This is a genomic window from Klebsiella sp. WP3-W18-ESBL-02 (assembly GCF_014168815.1).
Lineage (GTDB): Bacteria > Pseudomonadota > Gammaproteobacteria > Enterobacterales > Enterobacteriaceae > Kluyvera > Kluyvera ascorbata_B.
Map to the genome: position 1 here is coordinate 5,107,472 of NZ_AP021972.1, position 20,967 is coordinate 5,128,438.

Annotated in this window: 20 protein-coding genes; 12 read left to right on the plus strand and 8 right to left on the minus strand. The window is 54.5% G+C overall.

Annotated elements, in window-relative coordinates:
* Positions 1-8: 8 nt before the first annotated feature.
* Together H7R56_RS24515 and mdtD are read left to right on the plus strand one after the other, a co-directional pair.
* Positions 9-713 carry a FadR/GntR family transcriptional regulator gene (locus H7R56_RS24515; RefSeq protein ID WP_106930073.1) on the plus strand — a complete coding sequence of 235 codons (705 nt, stop codon included), beginning with the start codon at positions 9-11 and terminating at the stop codon, positions 711-713.
* A gap of 10 nt (positions 714-723) precedes the next feature.
* A complete protein-coding gene (mdtD, locus tag H7R56_RS24520) occupies positions 724-2,112 on the plus strand; it encodes a multidrug transporter subunit MdtD (protein ID WP_106930075.1) in 1,389 nt (462 codons plus the stop codon).
* A 2-nt stretch (positions 2,113-2,114) separates the two neighbouring features.
* Here mdtD and rbsR read toward each other — a convergent pair whose 3' ends face one another.
* The 7 genes from rbsR to kup form a co-directional block, all read right to left on the minus strand.
* Positions 2,115-3,107 (minus strand): ribose operon transcriptional repressor RbsR, encoded by a 993-nt coding sequence (gene rbsR, locus H7R56_RS24525; protein ID WP_106930077.1) that lies wholly within the window; start codon positions 3,105-3,107, stop codon positions 2,115-2,117.
* Positions 3,108-3,110: 3 nt separating this feature from the next.
* Positions 3,111-4,040: a ribokinase gene (gene rbsK / locus H7R56_RS24530; RefSeq protein WP_106930079.1), complete on the minus strand. Its 930-nt coding sequence runs from the start codon at positions 4,038-4,040 to the stop codon at positions 3,111-3,113.
* A 111-nt stretch (positions 4,041-4,151) separates the two neighbouring features.
* The gene (rbsB, locus tag H7R56_RS24535) at positions 4,152-5,042 is read right to left on the minus strand and encodes a ribose ABC transporter substrate-binding protein RbsB (RefSeq protein WP_106930081.1); all 891 of its coding nucleotides are present in this window, start codon (positions 5,040-5,042) and stop codon (positions 4,152-4,154) included.
* Positions 5,043-5,069: 27 nt separating this feature from the next.
* On the minus strand, positions 5,070-6,035 hold the full coding sequence (gene rbsC / locus H7R56_RS24540; protein ID WP_106930083.1) for a ribose ABC transporter permease: 966 nt from the start codon (positions 6,033-6,035) through the stop codon (positions 5,070-5,072).
* Between the two features lie 5 nt (positions 6,036-6,040).
* Positions 6,041-7,546: a ribose ABC transporter ATP-binding protein RbsA gene (rbsA, locus tag H7R56_RS24545; protein WP_106930085.1), complete on the minus strand. Its 1,506-nt coding sequence runs from the start codon at positions 7,544-7,546 to the stop codon at positions 6,041-6,043.
* 7 nt (positions 7,547-7,553) lie between these two features.
* On the minus strand, positions 7,554-7,973 hold the full coding sequence (rbsD, locus tag H7R56_RS24550; protein ID WP_106930087.1) for a D-ribose pyranase: 420 nt from the start codon (positions 7,971-7,973) through the stop codon (positions 7,554-7,556).
* A 173-nt stretch (positions 7,974-8,146) separates the two neighbouring features.
* Positions 8,147-10,015, minus strand: coding sequence for a low affinity potassium transporter Kup (gene kup / locus H7R56_RS24555; RefSeq protein WP_106930089.1), 1,869 nt, complete (start codon positions 10,013-10,015; stop codon positions 8,147-8,149).
* A 219-nt stretch (positions 10,016-10,234) separates the two neighbouring features.
* Here kup and ravA point away from each other — a divergent pair, with 219 nt between their 5' ends.
* Together ravA and viaA are read left to right on the plus strand one after the other, a co-directional pair.
* Positions 10,235-11,731, plus strand: a complete 1,497-nt coding sequence (gene ravA / locus H7R56_RS24560) for an ATPase RavA (protein ID WP_106930091.1) — start codon at positions 10,235-10,237, stop codon at positions 11,729-11,731.
* Positions 11,731-13,182: an ATPase RavA stimulator ViaA gene (viaA, locus tag H7R56_RS24565; RefSeq protein WP_182928439.1), complete on the plus strand. Its 1,452-nt coding sequence runs from the start codon at positions 11,731-11,733 to the stop codon at positions 13,180-13,182. The genes ravA and viaA overlap by 1 nt, the downstream gene beginning before the upstream one ends.
* 6 nt (positions 13,183-13,188) lie before the next feature.
* On the opposite strand, the gene asnA is transcribed toward viaA, so the two are convergent.
* Positions 13,189-14,181 (minus strand): aspartate--ammonia ligase, encoded by a 993-nt coding sequence (gene asnA / locus H7R56_RS24570; RefSeq protein WP_106930095.1) that lies wholly within the window; start codon positions 14,179-14,181, stop codon positions 13,189-13,191.
* Between the two features lie 151 nt (positions 14,182-14,332).
* On the opposite strand from asnA, the gene asnC reads away from it, so the two are divergent.
* The 8 genes from asnC (at position 14,333) to atpF (ending at position 20,958) form a co-directional block, all read left to right on the plus strand.
* Entirely contained in the window at positions 14,333-14,791 is a 459-nt protein-coding gene (asnC, locus tag H7R56_RS24575; protein WP_035893632.1) for a transcriptional regulator AsnC, read from the plus strand.
* A gap of 88 nt (positions 14,792-14,879) precedes the next feature.
* Positions 14,880-15,320 (plus strand): FMN-binding protein MioC, encoded by a 441-nt coding sequence (gene mioC, locus H7R56_RS24580; protein WP_106930097.1) that lies wholly within the window; start codon positions 14,880-14,882, stop codon positions 15,318-15,320.
* Between the two features lie 381 nt (positions 15,321-15,701).
* Positions 15,702-17,591, plus strand: coding sequence for a tRNA uridine-5-carboxymethylaminomethyl(34) synthesis enzyme MnmG (gene mnmG / locus H7R56_RS24585; protein WP_106930099.1), 1,890 nt, complete (start codon positions 15,702-15,704; stop codon positions 17,589-17,591).
* Between the two features lie 102 nt (positions 17,592-17,693).
* A complete protein-coding gene (gene rsmG / locus H7R56_RS24590; protein ID WP_106930101.1) occupies positions 17,694-18,317 on the plus strand; it encodes a 16S rRNA (guanine(527)-N(7))-methyltransferase RsmG in 624 nt (207 codons plus the stop codon).
* 614 nt (positions 18,318-18,931) lie between these two features.
* Positions 18,932-19,312 carry a F0F1 ATP synthase subunit I gene (gene atpI / locus H7R56_RS24595; protein ID WP_106930103.1) on the plus strand — a complete coding sequence of 127 codons (381 nt, stop codon included), beginning with the start codon at positions 18,932-18,934 and terminating at the stop codon, positions 19,310-19,312.
* 8 nt (positions 19,313-19,320) lie between these two features.
* Positions 19,321-20,136 (plus strand): F0F1 ATP synthase subunit A, encoded by an 816-nt coding sequence (gene atpB / locus H7R56_RS24600; protein WP_172743311.1) that lies wholly within the window; start codon positions 19,321-19,323, stop codon positions 20,134-20,136.
* Between the two features lie 46 nt (positions 20,137-20,182).
* Complete coding sequence (gene atpE, locus H7R56_RS24605; RefSeq protein WP_000429386.1) at positions 20,183-20,422, plus strand: F0F1 ATP synthase subunit C; 240 nt, start codon at positions 20,183-20,185, stop codon at positions 20,420-20,422.
* 65 nt (positions 20,423-20,487) lie between these two features.
* Positions 20,488-20,958, plus strand: coding sequence for a F0F1 ATP synthase subunit B (gene atpF, locus H7R56_RS24610; RefSeq protein WP_064540589.1), 471 nt, complete (start codon positions 20,488-20,490; stop codon positions 20,956-20,958).
* The last annotated feature ends 9 nt before the right edge of the window (positions 20,959-20,967 follow it).

Sequence of the window (20,967 nt, forward strand, 5' to 3'; positions counted from 1 at the left end):
TGGCCTTTATGTCTCTTAGCGCACAGCAACTTGCAGCCCAAAAAAACATCTCCTGGGTCCTGGCGGAAAAAATAGCCCAGAAGATATTAACCGGTGAATATCCACCGGAAAGCATCCTCCCCGGTGAAATGGAGCTGGGTGAGATATTCGGCGTAAGCCGCACCGCCGTCCGTGAGGCGGTAAAAACGCTCTCGGCAAAAGGTATGCTGCTTCCGCGCCCGCGCATCGGCACACGCGTAATGCCTCAGGCGCACTGGAACTTCCTTGATACCGAGCTAATCTCCTGGTGGCTAACCACCGATAACTTCCAGGCCGTCATGAAGCACTTCCTGGTGCTGCGCCGCAGCCTGGAACCACAGGCGTGTATGCTGGCCGCCACGCTCGGCACCGCCGAACAGAAAGCGCAGCTGAACACCTTAATGGCGGAAATGGCAACGCTGGAAAAATCCTTCGACCGTGAGCGATGGATCGATATCGACACCACCTGGCACGAACATATCTATGAAATGAGCGCGAATCCATTCCTGACGTCCTTCGCCAGGCTCTTCCATTCCGTGTACCACATCTATTTCACGTCAATTACTGAAGATGAAGTGATTGAACTGGCCAGCCACCAGGCCATCGTGGATGCCATCCAGGAAGGCGATGGTCCAGGCGCATTTCAGGCCTGCCAGGCGTTATTAAACGCGCCACACATCCTGGCCGCAGTATAAAGGACAATGCATGACTGAAAAGAAAGCGCGGAGTATGGCCGGGCTACCGTGGATAGCCGCGATGGCCTTCTTTATGCAGGCGCTGGACGCCACCATTCTGAATACGGCGCTTCCCGCCATTGCGCATAGCCTCAACCGTTCACCGCTGGCGATGCAGTCGGCAATCATCAGCTATACCCTTACCGTGGCCATGCTTATCCCGGTGAGCGGCTGGCTGGCCGATCGTTTTGGTACCCGACGTATCTTTATGCTTGCGGTTAGCCTGTTCACGCTCGGTTCACTCGCCTGCGCGCTTTCCTCCTCGCTCGGTGAGCTGGTTGTTTTCCGCGTAATCCAGGGCATCGGTGGCGCGATGATGATGCCCGTTGCCCGTCTGGCTCTCCTGCGCGCCTACCCGCGTAGCGAACTGCTGCCGGTGCTCAACTTTGTCACGATGCCTGGGTTAATTGGGCCAATTCTCGGCCCAGTGCTTGGCGGCGTGTTCGTCACCTGGGCTAGTTGGCACTGGATATTCCTGATTAACATTCCGATCGGCGTCGTCGGCATGCTGTACGCCCGTAAATATATGCCGAACTTCACCACGCCACGGCGGCGTTTCGATCTGGCCGGATTCCTGCTGTTTGGGCTGAGCCTGGTACTGTTCTCTATCGGCATGGAACTGCTAGGCGAGCAGATTGTGTCGGGGTGGGTTGCGTTGATGGTCGTGTTGTTCAGCTTGATTCTGCTGCTGGCCTATATCCGCCACGCGCGTCGTCACCCGACGCCGCTCATCTCGCTGGGCCTGTTTAAAACGCGCACCTTTTCTGTCGGCATCGCCGGTAACCTGGCCACCCGCCTGGGGACCGGCTGCGTACCGTTCCTGATGCCGCTGATGCTGCAAGTCGGGTTTGGCTACCCAGCGCTGATTGCCGGCTGCATGATGGCGCCAACGGCCATCGGCTCAATTATTGCAAAATCGACGGTCACTCAGGTGCTACGCCGTTTAGGCTATCGGAAAACGCTGGTAGGGGTGACATTATTCATCGGCCTGATGATTGCGCAGTTCTCGCTGCAGTCGCCATCCATGCCGGTATGGCTACTGATCCTGCCGCTGTTCGTGCTGGGGATGGCCATGTCGACGCAGTTCACCTCAATGAACACCATCACGCTTGCCGACCTCACGGATGACAACGCCAGCGGCGGCAACAGCCTGCTGGCGGTGACACAGCAGCTATCAATCAGCTTAGGCGTCGCCATCAGCGCCGCGGTGCTTCGCTCCTACCAGAGCATGGTGGATTCGACGATCGATCAGTTCCACTACACCTTTATCACCATGGGCGTGATTACGGCAGTTTCAGCGCTGATGTTTATGCTGCTGCGGCCGAAGGATGGCCGCAACCTGATAAAAGAAAAGCATTAGTCTCAGACCGAGCCTCGCACCACCAGCTCGGGCGTCAGCTGCATACGCTGCTGTTTTTGCCCGGGCTGCGTGATACGGTGAATGAGTACATCTATCGCCAGCTCGCCCAGTTCATCTTTGGGTTGATGAATAGTGGTCAGCGGCGGCGTCATATAGCGCGCCAGTTCGATATCGTCATAACCGATTACCGCCATATCCTGAGGAATGCGCAGTCCGGCCTGATACAGCGCCTGATAAGCACCCACCGCCATCGCATCGTTGCCGACGAAGACCGCATCCGGACGTTCAGGATGCGCCAGCAGTTTCTGCATCGCGTCAAAGCCGCCGCCAAACTCGAAGTTGCTGGTAATTTCATAGCCGTCCGGGATCGGCAACTGCGCGTTATGCATCGCTTCCCGATACCCTTCCAGACGCAGCCGCGCCGGCGTTTTATCCAACGGACCGGCAATACAGGCAATTCGCGTATGCCCGCGCGCGATAAGGTAGCGGGTGGCCATGTCGCCGCCCAACAGCGAATTATCCTGAATCAGATCGCTGTCGCCGTCGAACGGCGCCCAGTCCATCATGACAGAAGGAATCGAAGGGTAGCGCTGCATAATCTCCAGCGACGGCTGGTGCGTTTCGGTACACAGCAATAGCAGCCCGTCGACGCGCTTTTGCATCAGCGTCTCCAGGTTGCGATTCATTCGCTGTTCATCACCTTCGGTATTGCACAGTACCAGGCTATAGCCGCGCTCAAAGCAGCTGCGCTCCACGCCGCGTACCAGTTCAGAATAGAACGGGTTGGTACTGGCAGTGATTAGCATGCCAATGGTATGGGTCTGATTTAGCTTGAGGCTGCGCGCCAGCGCCGACGGCGCGTAGTTCAGTTCTTTAATCGCCGCATCAACTTTCTCAGTAATGGCATCGCTGACAAACCGATCTTTATTAATAACGTGAGATACCGTGGAGGTGGAAACGCCCGCCAGGCGAGCAACATCCTTCATCGTGGCCAAGCGTTACCCCTGCTGACGTAAAAATTCGTCGATCTCTTCACGCCAGGGCACAGAAGGCTGCGCGCCTTTACGCGTTACGGCAATGGCCGCTGCCGCATGTGCAAAGCGCAACGCCTCGGCCAGCGGCGTGTTTTCCAGCAGCGCGGTCATCAGAGCACCGTTGAAGGTATCACCCGCAGCAATGGTATCAATGGCCTGGACCTTAAAGCCCGGCACGCGACGGCCTTCACCCTTAACGCTGGCCCAAACGCCACGGCTGCCAAGGGTAATAATCACCGTATCGATGCCCTTGTTGTGCAGCACCTGTGCAGCCTTCGCGGCATCGTCATCGTTTTCAACCCGCACGCCCGTCAGCTTCTCAGCCTCGGTTTCGTTCGGCGTAATAATATCCACCAGCGACAGCAGCGCATCCGGCAACGCACGTGCCGGGGCCGGGTTTAATACCACGGTAGTCTGGTTCTGGTGGGCTATCTGCGCGGCCAGCAGTACGCTGTCCAGCGGGGATTCGAGCTGCATCAGCAGCGCATTCGCATTGGCAATACGTTCACGCTGTGCTTCCACCAACGCAGTAGACAGCGCCGCGTTGGCACCGGCGTGAATACCAATGACGTTCTCGCCTTCGCCGTTAACGAAGATCAGCGCGACCCCGGTAGATTCGCCGCTAATGGCGCTCACCGGTGCAACATCAATGCGATCGGTGACGAGCTGCTTACGGATACGTTCGCCAATATCGTCATCGCCGGTACAGGCGATAAACGCGATATCAGCACCGCTGCGCCCGGCTGCAACCGCCTGATTTGCGCCTTTGCCGCCAAAAGCAACCTGATAATGGCTACCGGTGACGGTTTCGCCAGGCAGGGGGAAAGATTCAAGATTGAGAATGTGATCGGCATTGATGCTGCCAAGGACGACGAGTTTGCCTGCGGTTTTCATTTTCAGAGTGTCCGGTAAGATGCGCCACCGGCATCCCGGTGGCGCGTGCCCTGCTTTTCTTTATTGATGTTGTCCCTCAGGCTTCTGGAGCCTGAATCGCATTCGCGTTTATTACTGCTTAATTACCAGCTTCAGGTCAACAGGATATTTTGCCTGTACCTTTTCGCCTTTCAGCACTTTGTCAGCGGTTTCAACGCCTTTAGCACCGATCTGGTCCGGTAACTGAGCGATAGTTGCCGCCAGTTTACCGTCGTTAACGGCCTTTTCACCGTCCGGAGTACCGTCAAAGCCCACCACCATCACATCGGACTTACCGGCTGTTTGCAGCGCACGCAGTGCACCCAGCGCCATTTCATCGTTCTGTGCGAACACGGCTTTCACATCCGGGTGAGCAGTCAGCAGGTTCTGCATCACGTTCAGACCTTTAGTACGGTCAAAGTCAGCCGGCTGGCTGGCCAGTACATTAAATTTGTGAGCAGCAACGGCCTGCTGGAAGCCTTCGCCGCGTTCACGCGCTGCTGAGGTCCCGGCAATGCCCTGCAGTTCGATAACTTTGGCGCCTTCACCGGCTTTCTTCGCGATGTAATCCCCAGCAATTTTACCGCCCAGAACGTTATCAGAAGCGATATGGCTCACGACTTCACCTTTAGACGCTACGCGGTCCAGGGTGATGACCGGGATTTTAGCCTGGTTAGCCATCTTGATGGCGTTACCCACGGCATCGGAATCAGTCGGGTTGATCAGCAGAATTTTGGTACCGCGAACCGTTAAATCCTGAACGTTAGCCAGCTCTTTCGCCGGGTTGTTCTGCGAGTCCAGAACCACCAGGTTGTAACCCAGTTTGTCGGCTTCTTTCTGCGCGCCATCCTTCAGGGAGACGAAGAACGGGTTATTCAGGGTAGAGATAACCAGCGCGATAGTATCTTTCGCCATCGCGTTCGCACTGACGGTGGCGCTCAGCGCAACCGCGGAAACCAGGGTAGCCAGTTTTTTCATGTTCATATTTAAGATGTCCTGTAGTGTCGTTAGTTACTGCTTTTTGTTGTCCACCAGCACCGCCAGCAAAATCACGACTGCTTTAACGATCATCTGGTAATAAGAAGAAACACCTAACAAATTCAAACCGTTGTTCAAGAAACCAAGAATCAGCGCACCGATAAGCGTGCCGACGATACGACCTTTACCACCCGCCAGGCTGGTCCCCCCCAGCACCACCGCCGCAATGGCATCCAGCTCATAGCCGGTACCTGCCGTCGGTTGCGCAGAGGAGAGACGCGCCACTTCGATAATCCCCGCCAGCGCCGACAGCAGCCCGCACAGAGAGTAGACGATAATTTTGACTTTGTTGACGCTGATGCCGGAAAGACGCGTTGCTGCTTCGTTACCGCCTAGCGCATAGATGTAACGGCCCAGGCGGGTATGGTGCAGCATGTACCACGCGGCCAGGAAAACAATCGCCATGATCCACACCGGCGTCGGTATCCCCAGCGGACGGCCAATACCGAACCAGCCAAAGATATCGGCGTTATCGGTAAACCCGGTGTTCACCGGGCTGCCGTTGGTGTACACCATGGTCACCCCGCGCAGCAGCAGCATCATCACGAGGGTGGCGATAAACGCCTGTACGCGCCCTTTTGCAACAATAACGCCGGTAACGGCCCCGATTGCGGCACCCAATGCGAGTGCGGCAGCAACCGCCACCAGCGCATTGACTTCAATGCCGACAATCGACGCGGCGACCGCGCCGGTCAACGCCAGCAGCGAACCGACGGACAGGTCGATCCCCGACGTTAAAATGACCAGCGTCATCCCGACCGCCATGATCGCGTTCACGGAGGTTTGCTGCAGGATGTTGAACAGGTTATTGACGGTAAAAAAGTTCGGACTCATGGTCGACACAATCGCTATCAGCACCAGCAGGGCAATCAGCGATTTTTGCTCCAGCAGCCATGCTTTAGTGAAATAGCGGCGACCCGCCACAGACTGGGTTGTCATCTTTTTTACTCCTGGTTCACGCGGTTAAGCTTGCCCACAGCGGCAGCCATTAATACTTCCTGGGTGGCCTGCTCGCGTGAAAACTCACCGCCGAGATGCCCTTCATGCATCACAATAATGCGATCGCTCATCCCCAATACTTCCGGCATCTCGGACGAGACCAGAATGATGCTCAGACCGTCGGCCTTGAATTGGTTGATCAGCTGATAAATCTCTTTCTTTGCCCCCACGTCGACGCCGCGCGTCGGCTCATCGAGGATCAGCACTTTCGGGCGAGTCATCAGACCGCGCGCAATCGCTACTTTTTGCTGGTTACCGCCGGAAAGCAGACCGATAGCCTGTTCCATCGAAGGGGTCTTCACGTTGAACAGACGGATAAAATCACCGACCGCCTGCTGCTCATCTTTATGCTTCAGGCCGCCGCCGGCGCGGCTGAAATAGCGCAGCGCGGTCAGCGACATGTTCTCTTTCACCGACATGCCCAGCACTAAACCATCGCGCTTACGGTCTTCGGAGATGTAGACAATGCCGTTGGCCAAGCCATCCTGCGGCGAGCGCGTGACCACCTCATGGCCGTCGAGGGTGACGTAACCACTGGTGCGCGGCAGCGCGCCATACAGCACCTTCATTAATTCGGTACGCCCTGCGCCCATCAGGCCGGCAACGCCAAGAATTTCACCTTTACGCAGCGTAAAAGAAACGCCGTCCACGCCAGGGCCGCACAGCGCATCGACCTTCAGGCGGATCTCACCCGGCTCTTTATCCAGATGCGGGTACTGATCTTCGAGCTTACGTCCTACCATCATTTCAATCAGACGGTCTTCATCAAGGCTTGCCACTTCACGCTCGGCAATAAACTGCCCGTCACGGAAGACCGTAACGTCGTCGCAAATCTCGAAAATCTCTTTCATGCGGTGAGAAATATAGACAATGCCGCGCCCCTGCGATTTCAGCTCGCGGATCACGCGGAACAGGGACTCAGTTTCGGTATCGGTCAACGCATCGGTGGGTTCATCCATGATGATGACCCTGGACTCAAAGCTCAGCACCTTGGCGATCTCTACCATCTGCTGATCGCCGATGGAGAGGTCCCCGACCAGACGGTCGCTCTTAAAGCGCAGGTTTAGCTTCGCCAGCAGGACGTCCGCTTCCGCATACATCTTCTTCCAGTCGATTTTGCCAAAGCGGTTCACGAACTCACGGCCGAGGAATATGTTCTCGGCAATCGTGAGCTGTGGGATCAGGTTCAGCTCCTGGTGAATGATGCCGATACCGGCTTCCTGCGAGGATTTCGGGCCGTTGAAGGTGGTATCTTTACCTAACCACAGAAGGGAACCTGCATCGCGGGTGTAGATCCCGGTCAGCACCTTCATCATGGTCGATTTACCAGCGCCGTTTTCGCCCACCAGCGCCATCACGCGACCGGCATAGACGTTTAGCGCGGCGCCGGAAAGGGCCTTCACGCCTGGGAACGATTTATCGATCCCTTTGAGTTGTAAGAGTGCGTCCATGATGGCCTCAGAAGGTGACGCCAGCACAGAGAATGATATTCGCATACGGGGAACATTCCCCGCTGCGAATCACCGCCTGACTGTCTGCGGTTTGTTGTTTGAACTGCTCATGCGAGACGTAACGAACGTCAATGCGATTTCCCTGGTGTTGCTGCAGCTGCTCAAGGTGTTTGAGCAACGCTTCGTGGAGCTGCGGATTATGCTGTTGAATTTCCGCGGCGAGAATGGCGGCCTCGACCTGCATCTCCTGCGTCACCACGCCCAGCACCTGCATAAAGGTGGGAACGCCCTGGGTGAGCGCCATATCAATGCGCGCCGTGCTGCGAGGGATAGGTAAACCCGCATCGCACACCACCAGCGTATCGGTATGACCCAGACGGGAAATGACCGATGAGATTTCAGAATTGAGTACCGTACCTTTCTTCATTTATTTTCTGGCTCCACTAGCGAAACGTTTCGCTGTTATCAGTGTAGTCTTAAGAACGTGCAGAAAACCATCGGCAGGTTATAGAAATGTGATCGCCATCGAAACGTTTCGCGAACAATGAGAAAGGGATAAAAAAACGCCCTCCGTCAAAATGAGGGAGGGCGTTGATAGTGTTAGATTTCGACCTGGGTGCCCAGTTCGATAACGCGGTTCGGCGGGATCTCGAACTGATCCGGCGCGCGCAGCGCATTGCGTTGCAACAGCAGGTACAGCTTGCCGCGCAGGCGCAGGTACCACGGACGCTTGCCGACAATCAGCGACTCATGCGACATAAAGAAGGAGGTTTCCATCATCCGGCAGCTTAAGCCTTCCAGGCCGCAGCGGTGGAACACCTCTTCCACGTTCGGCGTCTCACGCCAGCCGTAGCTGGCTACCACGCGCCAGAAGGTCGGTGAGAGCTGTTCAATCTGCACGCGCCTAACGTTGTGCACGTACGGCGCATCTTCGGTGCGCAGCGTCAGCAGGATAACCCGCTCGTGCAGCACCTTGTTATGCTTGAGGTTATGCAGCATAGCAAACGGGATCACGTTGAGCGCACGAGACATATACACCGCGGTGCCCGGCACACGTACCGGCGGTGATTTCTCCAGTGAGGCGATCATGGCCTCCAGGGAGTTACCGTGTTCATGCATCCGACGCAGCAGGCGGAAACGCTCGCTTTTCCAGGTGGTCATGATGGTGAACATGATCAGCGCCAGGCTCAGCGGCAGCCAACCGCCGGAGACGATTTTATCGAGATTCGCCGAGAACAGCGGAATGTCGATGCACATAAACGCCACGAACAGCAGCGCCACAAAGAACTTATTCCAGCGCCAGTTCTTCCGCGCCACCGTGGTGAACAGAATCGTCGTCAGAACCATGGTCCCCGTAACCGCAATACCGTACGCCGCCGCCAGGTTTGAGGAGTGCTCAAAGCTGACGATCACCACCACCACCGAGATATAAAGCAGCCAGTTGATAAACGGGATATAAATCTGGCCGGACTCCATTTCCGAGGTGTGAATAATGCGCATCGGTGACAGATACCCCAGGCGCACCGCCTGGCGAGTCAGCGAGAAGACCCCGGAGATAACCGCCTGAGAGGCGATAACCGTCGCCAATGCGGCAATCACCAGCATCGGAATCAGCGCCCAATCAGGGGCCAGCAGGAAGAACGGGTTCTTAATGGCTTCCGGGTGTTTTAACAACAGCGCGCCCTGACCAAAGTAGTTCAATACCAGCGAAGGCAGCACCACCGAGAACCAGGCCAGGCGAATCGGTAATTTCCCGAAGTGACCCATGTCGGCATACAGCGCCTCCACGCCGGTGATCGACAGCACCACCGCGCCCAGCGCCACGAAAGAAACGGTTTTGTATTGCAGGAAGAAGTTCACCGCCCAGTAAGGGTTAAGGGCATGCAGGACCTCAGGGTTTGCAATAATGCTCCGCGCGCCCAATACCGCCAGCAGCAGGAACCAGATAAGCATAATGGGCGCAAACAGTTTGCCGACCATGCTGGTACCGTGCTTCTGGATCGCAAAAAGCAGCGTCAGAACAATAATCGAAATGGGGACAATCCAGGTATCGAGCGTGGGGGCGATAATTTCCAGCCCTTCAATCGCCGACATCACCGAGATAGCCGGGGTAATGACCACTTCGCCATAGAAGAAGCTTCCCCCAATGAGTCCAAGGATCACCAGGATGGATGTCGTCTTCGCAGAGGTGTTACGCCCGGCCAGTGACATCAGCGTGAGGATCCCGCCTTCGCCGGCGTTGTCCGCCCGCATCACGAAGGTAATGTATTTGAGTGAAACCGTAAAAACGAGCAGCCAGAAAATTAATGACAGAAAGCCAAAAACCGCGTCACGTTCGACGCCAAAACCAAACTGCCCAGACAAACATTCACGAAGCGTATAAAGAGGGCTGGTACCAATATCGCCGTATACCACGCCAATTGCAGCGAGTGTAATCGCTGATAAAGATTGTTTCTTATCAGTGCTCATAGACTAGTCTTTCGTTTTTGAAACAAATGTGTGCCTAGTCCCTTGGCCCACGAAAAGCGCACAGTATGCACGATTAACGCCAAAATCGTACCCCTTAATCACATCATATTAACCTGCCTCAAGAAATTGCGAGGTAGTATTGAGGCTATTCACCTAAAGACTTAAACGTCTATACTCAGCCAGTTAGCTGATTAAACGGCGAAAGGACGCAAGTTAATTATGGCCCAACCACATTTATTAGCAGAAAGAATTTCGCGGCTGAGCGGCGCGCTGGAGAAAGGGCTATTTGAACGTAGTCATGCCATTCGTCTGTGCCTGCTGGCAGCGCTGAGCGGCGAAAGCGTCTTTTTACTTGGCCCTCCGGGCATCGCAAAAAGCCTGATAGCCCGTCGCCTGAAATTTGCTTTCCAGCACGCCCGCGCTTTCGAGTACCTGATGACGCGCTTTTCCACGCCGGAAGAAGTGTTTGGGCCACTCTCTATCCAGGCGTTAAAAGATGAAGGTCGCTATGAGCGCCTGACCGCTGGCTATCTGCCGGAAGCCGAGATCGTGTTTCTGGATGAAATCTGGAAGGCGGGCCCGGCCATTCTGAACACCTTACTTACCGCCATTAACGAACGCCATTTCCGTAACGGCGCCAGCGTTGAAAAAATTCCCATGCGTTTGCTGGTTACCGCATCGAACGAACTGCCGGAGGCCGAAAGCAGCCTGGAAGCACTGTACGACCGCATGCTGATTCGCCTGTGGCTCGACAAAGTGCAGGACAAAGGCAATTTCCGCTCCATGCTGATTAGCCAGCAGGACGAAAACGACAATCCGATCCCGGCCAGTCTTCAGGTAACGGATGAAGAGTACTTCCAGTGGCAGAAGGATATCGGCAACGTCAAGCTGCCGGACGCGGTGTTTGAGCTTATTTTCACCCTGCGCCAGCAGTTGGATAACCTGCCAAACGCACCTTATGTTTCCGATCGTCGCTGGAAAAAGGCGATCCGCCTGCTGCAGGCCTGCGCCTTCTTCAGCGGCCGAGATGCGATCGCACCTATCGATCTGATCCTGCTCAAAGAGTGCCTGTGGCACGATGCTGAAAGCCTGAATCTGCTTAAACAACAGATAGATATTTTGATGACCGGACATGCATGGCAGCAGCAGACCATGCTCAATAAGCTGGGCGCGATTACCCAACAGCGCCTGCAAATTCAGCAACAGCAAAGCGACAAAACGGCGTTGAAAGTCATCCGCCTGGGCGGCATGTTCAGCCGCAAGCCGCACTACGAGCTGCCGCCGGAGGTACAATCGCCTACGATCACCCTACTGCTGCAGCAGCCGCTGAAGCTGCACGATATTGAAGTCATTCACATAACCTTCGAGCGCCAGGCGCTGGCTAACTGGCTGGAGAAAGGCGGTGAAATTCGCGGCAAACTGAACGGCATCGGCTTTGCACTAACGCTGAATATGGAAGTCGATGCTGCGCAGCACCTGGTGGTGCGCGACGTCAGTCTGCAGGGTACCCGGCTATCGCTGCCGGGCTCCGGCAGCACGGAAAATATGCCGAGCGAAATCCGCCAGCAGCTGCTCGCCTTAGAGGAAGAATGGCACCAGCAGCACAACCGCTTTAGCGAACAGCAAAAATGCCTGTTCATCAATGAAGAGTGGCTGGGGCGTATCGAAGCCAGTCTGCAGGACGTCGCAGCGCAAATTAAGCAGGCGCAGCTTTAATGCTCACCATCGACACGCTCAACGTCATGCTGGCGGTCAGCGAAGAGGGGATGATCGAAGAGATGATCATCGCCCTGCTGGCTTCGCCGCAGCTGGCCGTGTTCTTTGAAAAATTCCCACGACTAAAAAGCGCCATTACCGACGATCTGCCCCGCTGGCGTGAAACCTTCAGAAACCGCTTAAAGGGCGCGCCGGTGCCGCAGGAGCTGGAAGAGGAGGTTATCTGCTACCAGCAGAGCCAGATTCTCTCCACCAGCCAGTTTATTGTGCAACTGCCGCAGATTCTGGCGCTGTTGATTCGGGTGCAGTCGCCGTTTGCCGGCCAGGCTCAGCAGCTGGTGGCAAACAACACCACCTTTACACCGGCCCTTCATACCCTTTTTCTACAACGCTGGCGGCTAAGCCTGGTGGTTCAGGTCACCTCGCTCAACCAACAGCTGCTGGAAGAAGAACGCGAGCAGCTGCTGAGCGAAGTGCAGGAACGTATGACCCTAAGCGGCCAGCTGGAGCCGCTGCTGGTGGAAAACGACAGCGCGGGCGGGCGACTCTGGGACATGAGCGCGGGTCAGCTTAAGCGCGGCGACTATCAGCTGATTGTTAAATACGGCGAGTTTCTCAGCCAGCAGCCAGAGCTGCTGCGCCTGGCCGAGCAGCTTGGTCGCTCACGGGAAGCGAAATCTGTGCCGAAAAAAGACGCACCGATGGAGACGTTCCGTGCGCTGGTTCGTGAACCGTCGACCGTGCCGGAACAGGTCGACGGCATCCAGCAAAGCGATGACATTCTGCGCCTGTTGCCGCCGGAGCTGGCGACGCTTGGGATCACCGAGCTGGAATACGAGTTCTATCGCCGGCTGGTGGAAAAGCAGCTGTTAACCTACCGGCTGCACGGCGACGCGTGGCGAGAGAAAATCACTGAACGTCCGGTCGTGCGCCAGGATGTCGACGAACAGCCCCGCGGGCCGTTTATTGTCTGCGTCGACACGTCTGGCTCAATGGGTGGCTTCAACGAACAGTGCGCCAAAGCGTTCTGCCTGGCGCTGATGCGGGTGGCGCTGGCCGACAACCGCCGCTGCTACATTATGCTGTTCTCCAGCGAAGTGGTGCGCTACGAGCTAGCTGGCCGTCAGGGGCTGGAGCAAGCGATCCGCTTTTTGAGCCAGCGGTTTCGCGGCGGCACCGACATGGCCAGCTGTTTCCGCGCCATTATTGAGCATCTGCAAAACCCGCAGTGGCAGGACGCCGATGCGGTGGTGATTTCTGATTTTATCGCCCAACGGCTGCCGGATGAGGTGGTCAAAAAGGTAGGGGAGCTTCAGCAGAAACATCAGCATCGTTTTCACGCGGTGGCGATGTCCGCACACGGCAAACCCGGGATCATGCGCATTTTCGATCATATCTGGCGCTTTGATACCGGGTTAAGAAGCCGCCTGCTGAGGCGCTGGCGGCGTTAGACTGGGTTACAGCAGAGCAGAGACGCTTTCACGAACCTGGGCTGGCCATACGCCGCACTGCACCTGGCCGATATGAGACAGTTGCAGTAGCAGCATCGTCAAACGAGACTGACCAATACCGCCGCCGATCGTCTGCGGCATGTCACCGCGCAGCAGCGCCTGGTGCCACTCCAACTGTAAACGATCTTCATCGCCGGTGATCTGCAACTGGTGTTTCAGCGCTTTCGCATCCACGCGGATCCCCATGGAAGAAATCTCAAACGCGTCTTCCAGCACCGGGTTCCACACCAGGATATCGCCGTTTAGCCCGGCAAAACCGGAAGCGGCCTGAGTGCTCCAGTCATCATAGTCCGGCGCACGGACGTCGTGCCGCTGGCCGTCAGACAGTTTACCGCCGATACCAATCAGGAAGACCGCGCCCAGCTCTTTGGCAATTGCGCGCTCGCGCCCTTTCGCATCCAGGCCCGGGTAACGGCTCAGCAGCGTTTCGCTGTGTACAAAGTGAATCTGCTCTGGCAGGAACGGCGTCAGACCAAATTCTTTGCTTACGGCGGTTTCTGTTTCTTTAATACCCGCCCAGATAGCCTTCACGGTGCTTTCCAGCGTGCCGATATGGCGTTCATCATCACCCATCACGCGTTCCCAGTCCCACTGGTCAACGTAAACGGAGTGAATCGGAGAAAGTCGGTCTTCATCGGGGCGAAGGGCCTTCATGTGCGTGTACAGCCCTTCGCCCGCGCTGAAGTCGTGTTGTCCCAGGGTTTGACGCTTCCACTTCGCCAGTGAATGAACCACTTCGAACTGGGCGTCTGGCAGTGTTTTCACTTTCACCTGAACCGCCTTCTCGCAGCCAGACAGGTTGTCCTGTGTCCCATCGCCCACGCGGCTTAAGATCGGCGCCTGGACTTCTACGAGCCCTAGCTTCTCTTCCAACTGACGGGAAAAATAGGATTTAACGAAACTAATCTGGCGTTGTTTTGCGATGTATGCGGTTTTCATTATTTTTACTCCTGCGTCCTGTTGCCACTGATTAAGCAACAAAACCGGCCCACAATTCAATAATCAAACAACAAAAAGCCCATCTCACTTTTAATTCATCAAAATTAAAGGCTAGAATAGAAAGAATCACTAATCTTCATAAGAAAAACCTATGGAAAATTATCAGATCGACAATCTGGACCGCGGCATCCTGGAAGCGCTAATGGCCAATGCCCGTACCGCTTACGCCGAATTGGCTAAACAGTTCGCCGTGAGTCCGGGGACCATCCATGTGCGCGTAGAGAAGATGAAACAGGCAGGGATCATCACCGGTGCGCATGTGGACGTCAGCCCCAAACAACTCGGTTATGACGTAGGGTGCTTTATCGGCATCATTCTCAAGAGCGCCAAAGACTACCCATCAGCGCTGGCACGCCTGGAAAGCCTGGATGAAGTCACCGAGGCGTATTACACCACCGGCCACTACAGCATCTTTATTAAGGTGATGTGTAAATCTATCGATGCGCTGCAGCAGGTACTTATCAACAAGATCCAAACAATTGATGAAATTCAGTCCACTGAAACGCTGATCGTTCTGCAGAACCCGATCATGCGTACCATCAAGCCTTGATCGCTTTTTTTAATCCCACATTTTTCCACAGGTAGATCCCAGCTCGCTCACAGCGTACAATGCGCTCTCTCTATAAAGGTGGGCGAGCATGGCAGACATCACTTTAATCAGCGGCAGCACGCTTGGCAGTGCGGAATATGTCGCGGAACACCTGGCCGAAAAGCTGGACGACGCCGGCATGACCAGTGAAATACTGCACGGGCCGATGCTGGATGAGGTTCCGCATGAAGGAATCTGGCTGGTGGTCAGCTCAACGCACGGTGCCGGTGACATTCCGGACAACCTTCTGCCCTTATATGAAGCATTGCATGAGCAAAAACCGGATCTCTCTCAGGTTCGCTTCGGGGCTATTGGCATCGGTAGCCGCGAATATGACACCTTTTGCGGCGCGATCGATAAGCTGGAAGCCGAATTGAAAGCCTGCGGGGCAAAACAGATCGGGGAGACGCTGCGGATCAACGTACTGGAACATGAAATTCCGGAAGATCCGGCGGAAATATGGCTGCGATCGTGGCAACCAATGCTCTGAGATTTGTAAAGATCGAACTTTTTTATGTGGATAACTCTGGTTAAAAGCTTGGATCAACCGGTAGTTATCCAAAGAATAACCGTTGGCTAGTTTTTGAGTTGTGTATAACCCTCCACTTTGATCCCAGCTTATACGGTCCAGGATCACCGATCATTCACAGAAAACGATCCGCCTTAACCGGTTGATCTTAATGTCAGGATCGTACTTATCCACAAGACTTGCCGATCCTAATAAGAGATCACAATAGAACAGATCTCTAAATAAAAAGATCTTCTTTTTAATACCCAGGATCCAGACGCTTTCTCCATCGACTAAAGTTGAGTAGAATCCACGCCCGGACTTCAATCCATTTAAAAACCGCAGTACGCGAGGCAAACCACCATGTTTTATCAGGATCCTTTTGACGTCATCATCATTGGCGGGGGTCATGCAGGCACTGAGGCCGCGATGGCCGCAGCGCGAATGGGCCAACAAACCCTGCTTTTGACACACAATATCGACACTCTGGGGCAGATGAGCTGCAACCCGGCGATTGGCGGCATTGGGAAAGGACACCTGGTAAAAGAAGTGGATGCGCTTGGCGGCCTGATGGCAACGGCGATCGACCATGCAGGTATTCAGTTTAGGATACTAAACGCCAGCAAAGGCCCGGCCGTTCGTGCCACTCGCGCCCAGGCAGATCGCGTACTTTACCGTCAGGCGGTGCGTACCGCACTGGAGAATCAGCCAAACCTGATGATCTTCCAGCAGGCGGTAGAAGATCTGATTGTCGAGAACGATCGCGTTGTCGGTGCTGTCACCCAGATGGGGCTGAAATTCCGCGCGAAAGCGGTAGTGCTGACCGTGGGGACATTCCTTGACGGTAAAATTCATATCGGTCTGGATAACTACAGCGGTGGCCGTGCGGGCGATCCGCCGTCTATCCCGCTGTCTCGTCGTCTGCGTGAACTGCCGCTGCGCGTCAGCCGCCTGAAAACCGGTACGCCGCCGCGCATTGACGCACGGACTATCGACTTCAGCGTACTGGGCCAGCAAAACAGCGACGACCCTATGCCGGTGTTCTCGTTCCTTGGCGATGTCTCTCAGCACCCGCGTCAGATGCCGTGCTACGTGACGCACACCAACGAGAAAACCCACGACGTCATCCGCAATAACCTCGATCGTAGCCCGATGTATGCTGGCGTGATCGAAGGGATCGGCCCACGCTATTGCCCGTCGATCGAAGATAAAGTGATGCGCTTTGCCGATCGTAATCAGCACCAGATCTTCCTCGAGCCGGAAGGGCTGACGTCTAACGAAATTTATCCGAACGGTATCTCCACCAGCCTGCCGTTCGATGTGCAGATGCAGATTGTCCGCTCCATGCAGGGGATGGAAAATGCGCGCATCGTGCGCCCTGGCTACGCCATTGAATACGATTTCTTCGATCCGCGTGACCTGAAGCCAACGCTGGAAAGCAAGTATATCCACGGCCTGTTCTTTGCCGGCCAGATCAACGGCACCACCGGTTACGAAGAAGCTGCCGCGCAGGGGCTGCTGGCGGGCTTGAATGCCGCCCGTCTGTCTGCCGACAAAGACGGCTGGGCGCCGCGCCGCGATCAGGCCTATCTTGGCGTACTGGTCGATGACCTCTGCACGCTGGGCACCAAAGAACCGTACCGCATGTTTACCTCACGCGCTGAATATCGCCTGATGCTGCGCGAAGACAATGCTGATCTGCGCCTGACTGAAATTGGTCGCGAGCTGGGAATGGTCGATGATGTCCGCTGGGCGCGCTTCAACGAGAAGCTGGAGAACATCGAACGTGAACGCCAGCGCCTGAAATCCACCTGGGTCGCGCCTTCGGCAGCGACGGCGGCAGAAGTGAATGCTCACCTGACCGCGCCGCTGTCTCGTGAAGCTAACGGTGAAGACCTGCTGCGTCGCCCGGAAATGACCTACGCACAGCTGACCTCTCTGACGCCGTTCTCACCGGCGCTGGACGATGTACAGGCGGCGGAACAGGTTGAAATCCAAGTGAAATACGAAGGTTATATCGCGCGTCAGCAGGATGAGATCGAAAAACAGCAGCGCAATGAAAATACGCTGCTGCCTGAAACGCTGGACTATCGCCAGGTTAACGGTTTGTCCAATGAAGTGATCGCGAAACTTAACGATCACAAACCGGTTTCTATCGGCCAGGCGTCACGCATTTCCGGGATCACCCCGGCGGCAATCTCTATTTTGCTGGTATGGCTGAAAAAACAAGGTCTGCTGCGCCGCAGCGCGTAATGATTGAACATTGCCCGGTGGCGCTATGCTTACCGGGCCTACTTTGTAGGTCGGATAAGGCGAAGTCGCCATCCGGCAGATTATCGCTAACAGGTATTCTCTGTGCTCAACAAACTCTCTCGACTGCTGAATGAAGCAGGCATTTCCCTCTCCGATCACCAGAAAAATCAGCTTGTCGGCTATGTCGATATGCTGCATAAGTGGAACAAGGCGTACAACCTGACGTCGGTGCGCGATCCGAACGAGATGCTGGTTCGCCACATCCTCGACAGCATTGTGGTGGCACCGTCGCTGAAAGGTGAACGTTTTATCGATGTCGGTACCGGGCCGGGCCTGCCGGGTATTCCGCTGTCTATCGTGCGTCCGGATGCGCACTTCACGCTGCTCGATAGCTTGGGCAAGCGCGTTCGCTTTCTGCGCCAGGTTCAGCACGAACTGAATCTGGACAACATCACGCCGGTGCAGAGCCGCGTTGAAGCATTCCCCGCTGAGCCGCCGTTTGACGGTGTCATCAGCCGCGCCTTCGCCTCGCTGACCGATATGGTGAACTGGTGTCATCATCTCCCGGGTGCGGAAGGGCGCTTCTACGCGCTGAAAGGGCAGCTGCCGGAAGATGAAATTGCGCAACTTCCAGAGGGATTTAGCGTGGAGTCCGTGGTCGAATTACGGGTTCCTCAGTTGGAAGGGGAGCGTCATTTGGTGATTATTACACCAAACAAAATTTAATTTTTATCAAAAAAAGTAGAAAAAAAAGGCGGGTTCAGGTGTTAACAAACTGGCGACACTGCCCGCCGTTGTATGACTGAATTTTACTAAGACTTAACCTGTTTTTATCTTATCGATAACCAAGCTTTTTTTGTTAATGATGAGAATAGTAAACGTGGAAAATATCAGTCTGCTATAAATCAGCAGGTAAGTCATTTGTTCATGTTAATAATTTATTATAAATGTCAACGAATGGTTTTTGTTCTGTATCTACGTTTTTTTAAAAGAGTACTCAGATTTAGCCTTAGATATCAAAACGATGAGAACTCATATTTTGCGACGTTGATACAGAAGCCAGGCTCTAAAATGTTTAATATGTGATCTTGTGCACGCTTTATAGTCACTGTTTTCGCTGTATTTGCACTTTTGTACGATCGTTCACACTTTGACGAAAAGTAGGAAAATAGCGCGAATGAAAAATATTTAAATATTTATTCACCTTTTGGCTACTTATTGTTTGAAATCACGAGGCACCACCGTATAATTTGACCGCTTTTTGATGCTTGACTCTGAGCTTTAAAGAACGTTTTATACGACACGCGGCATACCTCAAAGGGAGCAGGAGTTCAAACGTGATGTCTATGTCGCTCGTGAGTCGAAATGTTGCTCGTAAGCTTCTGTTCATTCAGCTTCTGGCAGTGATAGCAAGTGGATTGCTGTTCAGCCTTAAAGACCCCGTCTGGGGCATCTCCGCCGCGTGTGGAGGCCTGGCAGTGTTACTGCCTAATATGTTGTTTATGATTTTTGCCTGGCGTCACCAGGTGCATACACCCGCGAAGGGCAAAGTGGCCTGGACGTTCGCCTTCGGCGAAGCGTTCAAGGTGCTAGCGATGCTGGTGTTACTGATTGTGGCGCTGGCGGTTTTAAAGGCGGTATTCTTACCGCTGATCGTTACATGGATTTTGGTGCTAGTGGTTCAGATACTGGCGCCCGCTGTAATTAACAACAAAGGGTAAAAGGCATCATGGCTTCTGAAAATATGACGCCGCAGGAATACATAGGACGCCATCTGAATAACCTTCAGCTGGACCTGCGTACTTTCTCGCTGGTAGATCCGCATAACCCCCCAGCCACCTTCTGGACGCTCAATATTGACTCCATGTTCTTCTCGGTGGTGCTGGGTCTGTTGTTCCTGCTTATGTTCCGTAGCGTTGCCAAAAAAGCGACCAGCGGCGTACCAGGTAAATTTCAGACCGCGATTGAGCTGGTAATCGGCTTCGTTCATGGCAGTGTCAAAGACATGTACCATGGCAAAAGCAAGGTTATCGCTCCGCTTGCCCTGACGATCTTCGTCTGGGTCTTCCTGATGAACCTGATGGACTTACTGCCTATCGACCTGCTGCCGTATATTGCTGAGCATATACTGGGCCTGCCGGCGCTGCGCGTGGTTCCGTCTGCGGACGTAAACATCACCCTGTCTATGGCACTGGGCGTGTTTATCCTGATTCTGTTCTACAGCATCAAAATGAAAGGCATCGGTGGCTTCGCGAAAGAGCTGACACTGCAGCCGTTCAATCACTGGGCATTTATTCCTGTCAACTTAATCCTTGAAGGGGTAAGCCTGCTGTCCAAACCAGTATCTCTGGGTCTGCGACTGTTCGGCAACATGTATGCCGGTGAGCTGATTTTCATTCTGATTGCTGGTCTGTTGCCGTGGTGGTCACAGTGGATTCTGAATGTGCCGTGGGCCATTTTCCACATCCTGATCATTACGCTGCAAGCCTTCATCTTCATGGTTCTGACGATTGTCTATCTGTCGATGGCGTCTGAAGAGCATTAATTTACCAACACTACTACGTTTTAACTGAAACAAACTGGAGACTGTCATGGAAAACCTGAATATGGATCTGCTGTACATGGCTGCCGCTGTGATGATGGGTCTGGCGGCAATCGGTGCTGCGATCGGTATCGGCATCCTCGGGGGCAAATTCCTGGAAGGCGCAGCGCGTCAACCGGATCTGATTCCTCTGCTGCGTACTCAGTTCTTTATCGTTATGGGTCTGGTGGATGCTATCCCGATGATCGCTGTAGGTCTGGGTCTGTACGTGATGTTCGCTGTCGCGTAGTAAGCGTTGCTTTGAATTAAGTAAGAGCAATATCAGAACGTTAACTAGATAAGAGGCATTGTGCTGTGAATCTTAACGCAACAATCCTCGGCCAGGCCATCGCGTTTGTCCTGTTCGTTCTGTTCTGCATGAAATACGTATGGCCGCCGTTAATGGCAGCCATCGAAAAACGTCAAAAAGAGATTGCTGACGGTCTTTCTTCTGCAGAACGAGCTAAAAAGGATTTGGACCTTGCACAGGCCAATGCGACCGACCAGCTGAAAAAAGCGAAAGCGGAAGCCCAGGTGATCATCGAGCAGGCGAACAAACGTCGTTCTCAGATCCTGGACGAAGCTAAAGCTGAAGCAGAGCAGGAACGTACTAAAATCGTGGCACAGGCTCAGGCAGAAATTGATGCCGAGCGTAAACGTGCTCGCGAAGAGCTGCGTAAGCAAGTCGCTATCCTGGCTGTTGCTGGCGCCGAGAAGATCATCGAACGTTCCGTGGATGAAGCTGCTAACAGCGACATCGTGGATAAACTTGTCGCTGAACTGTAAGGAGGGAGG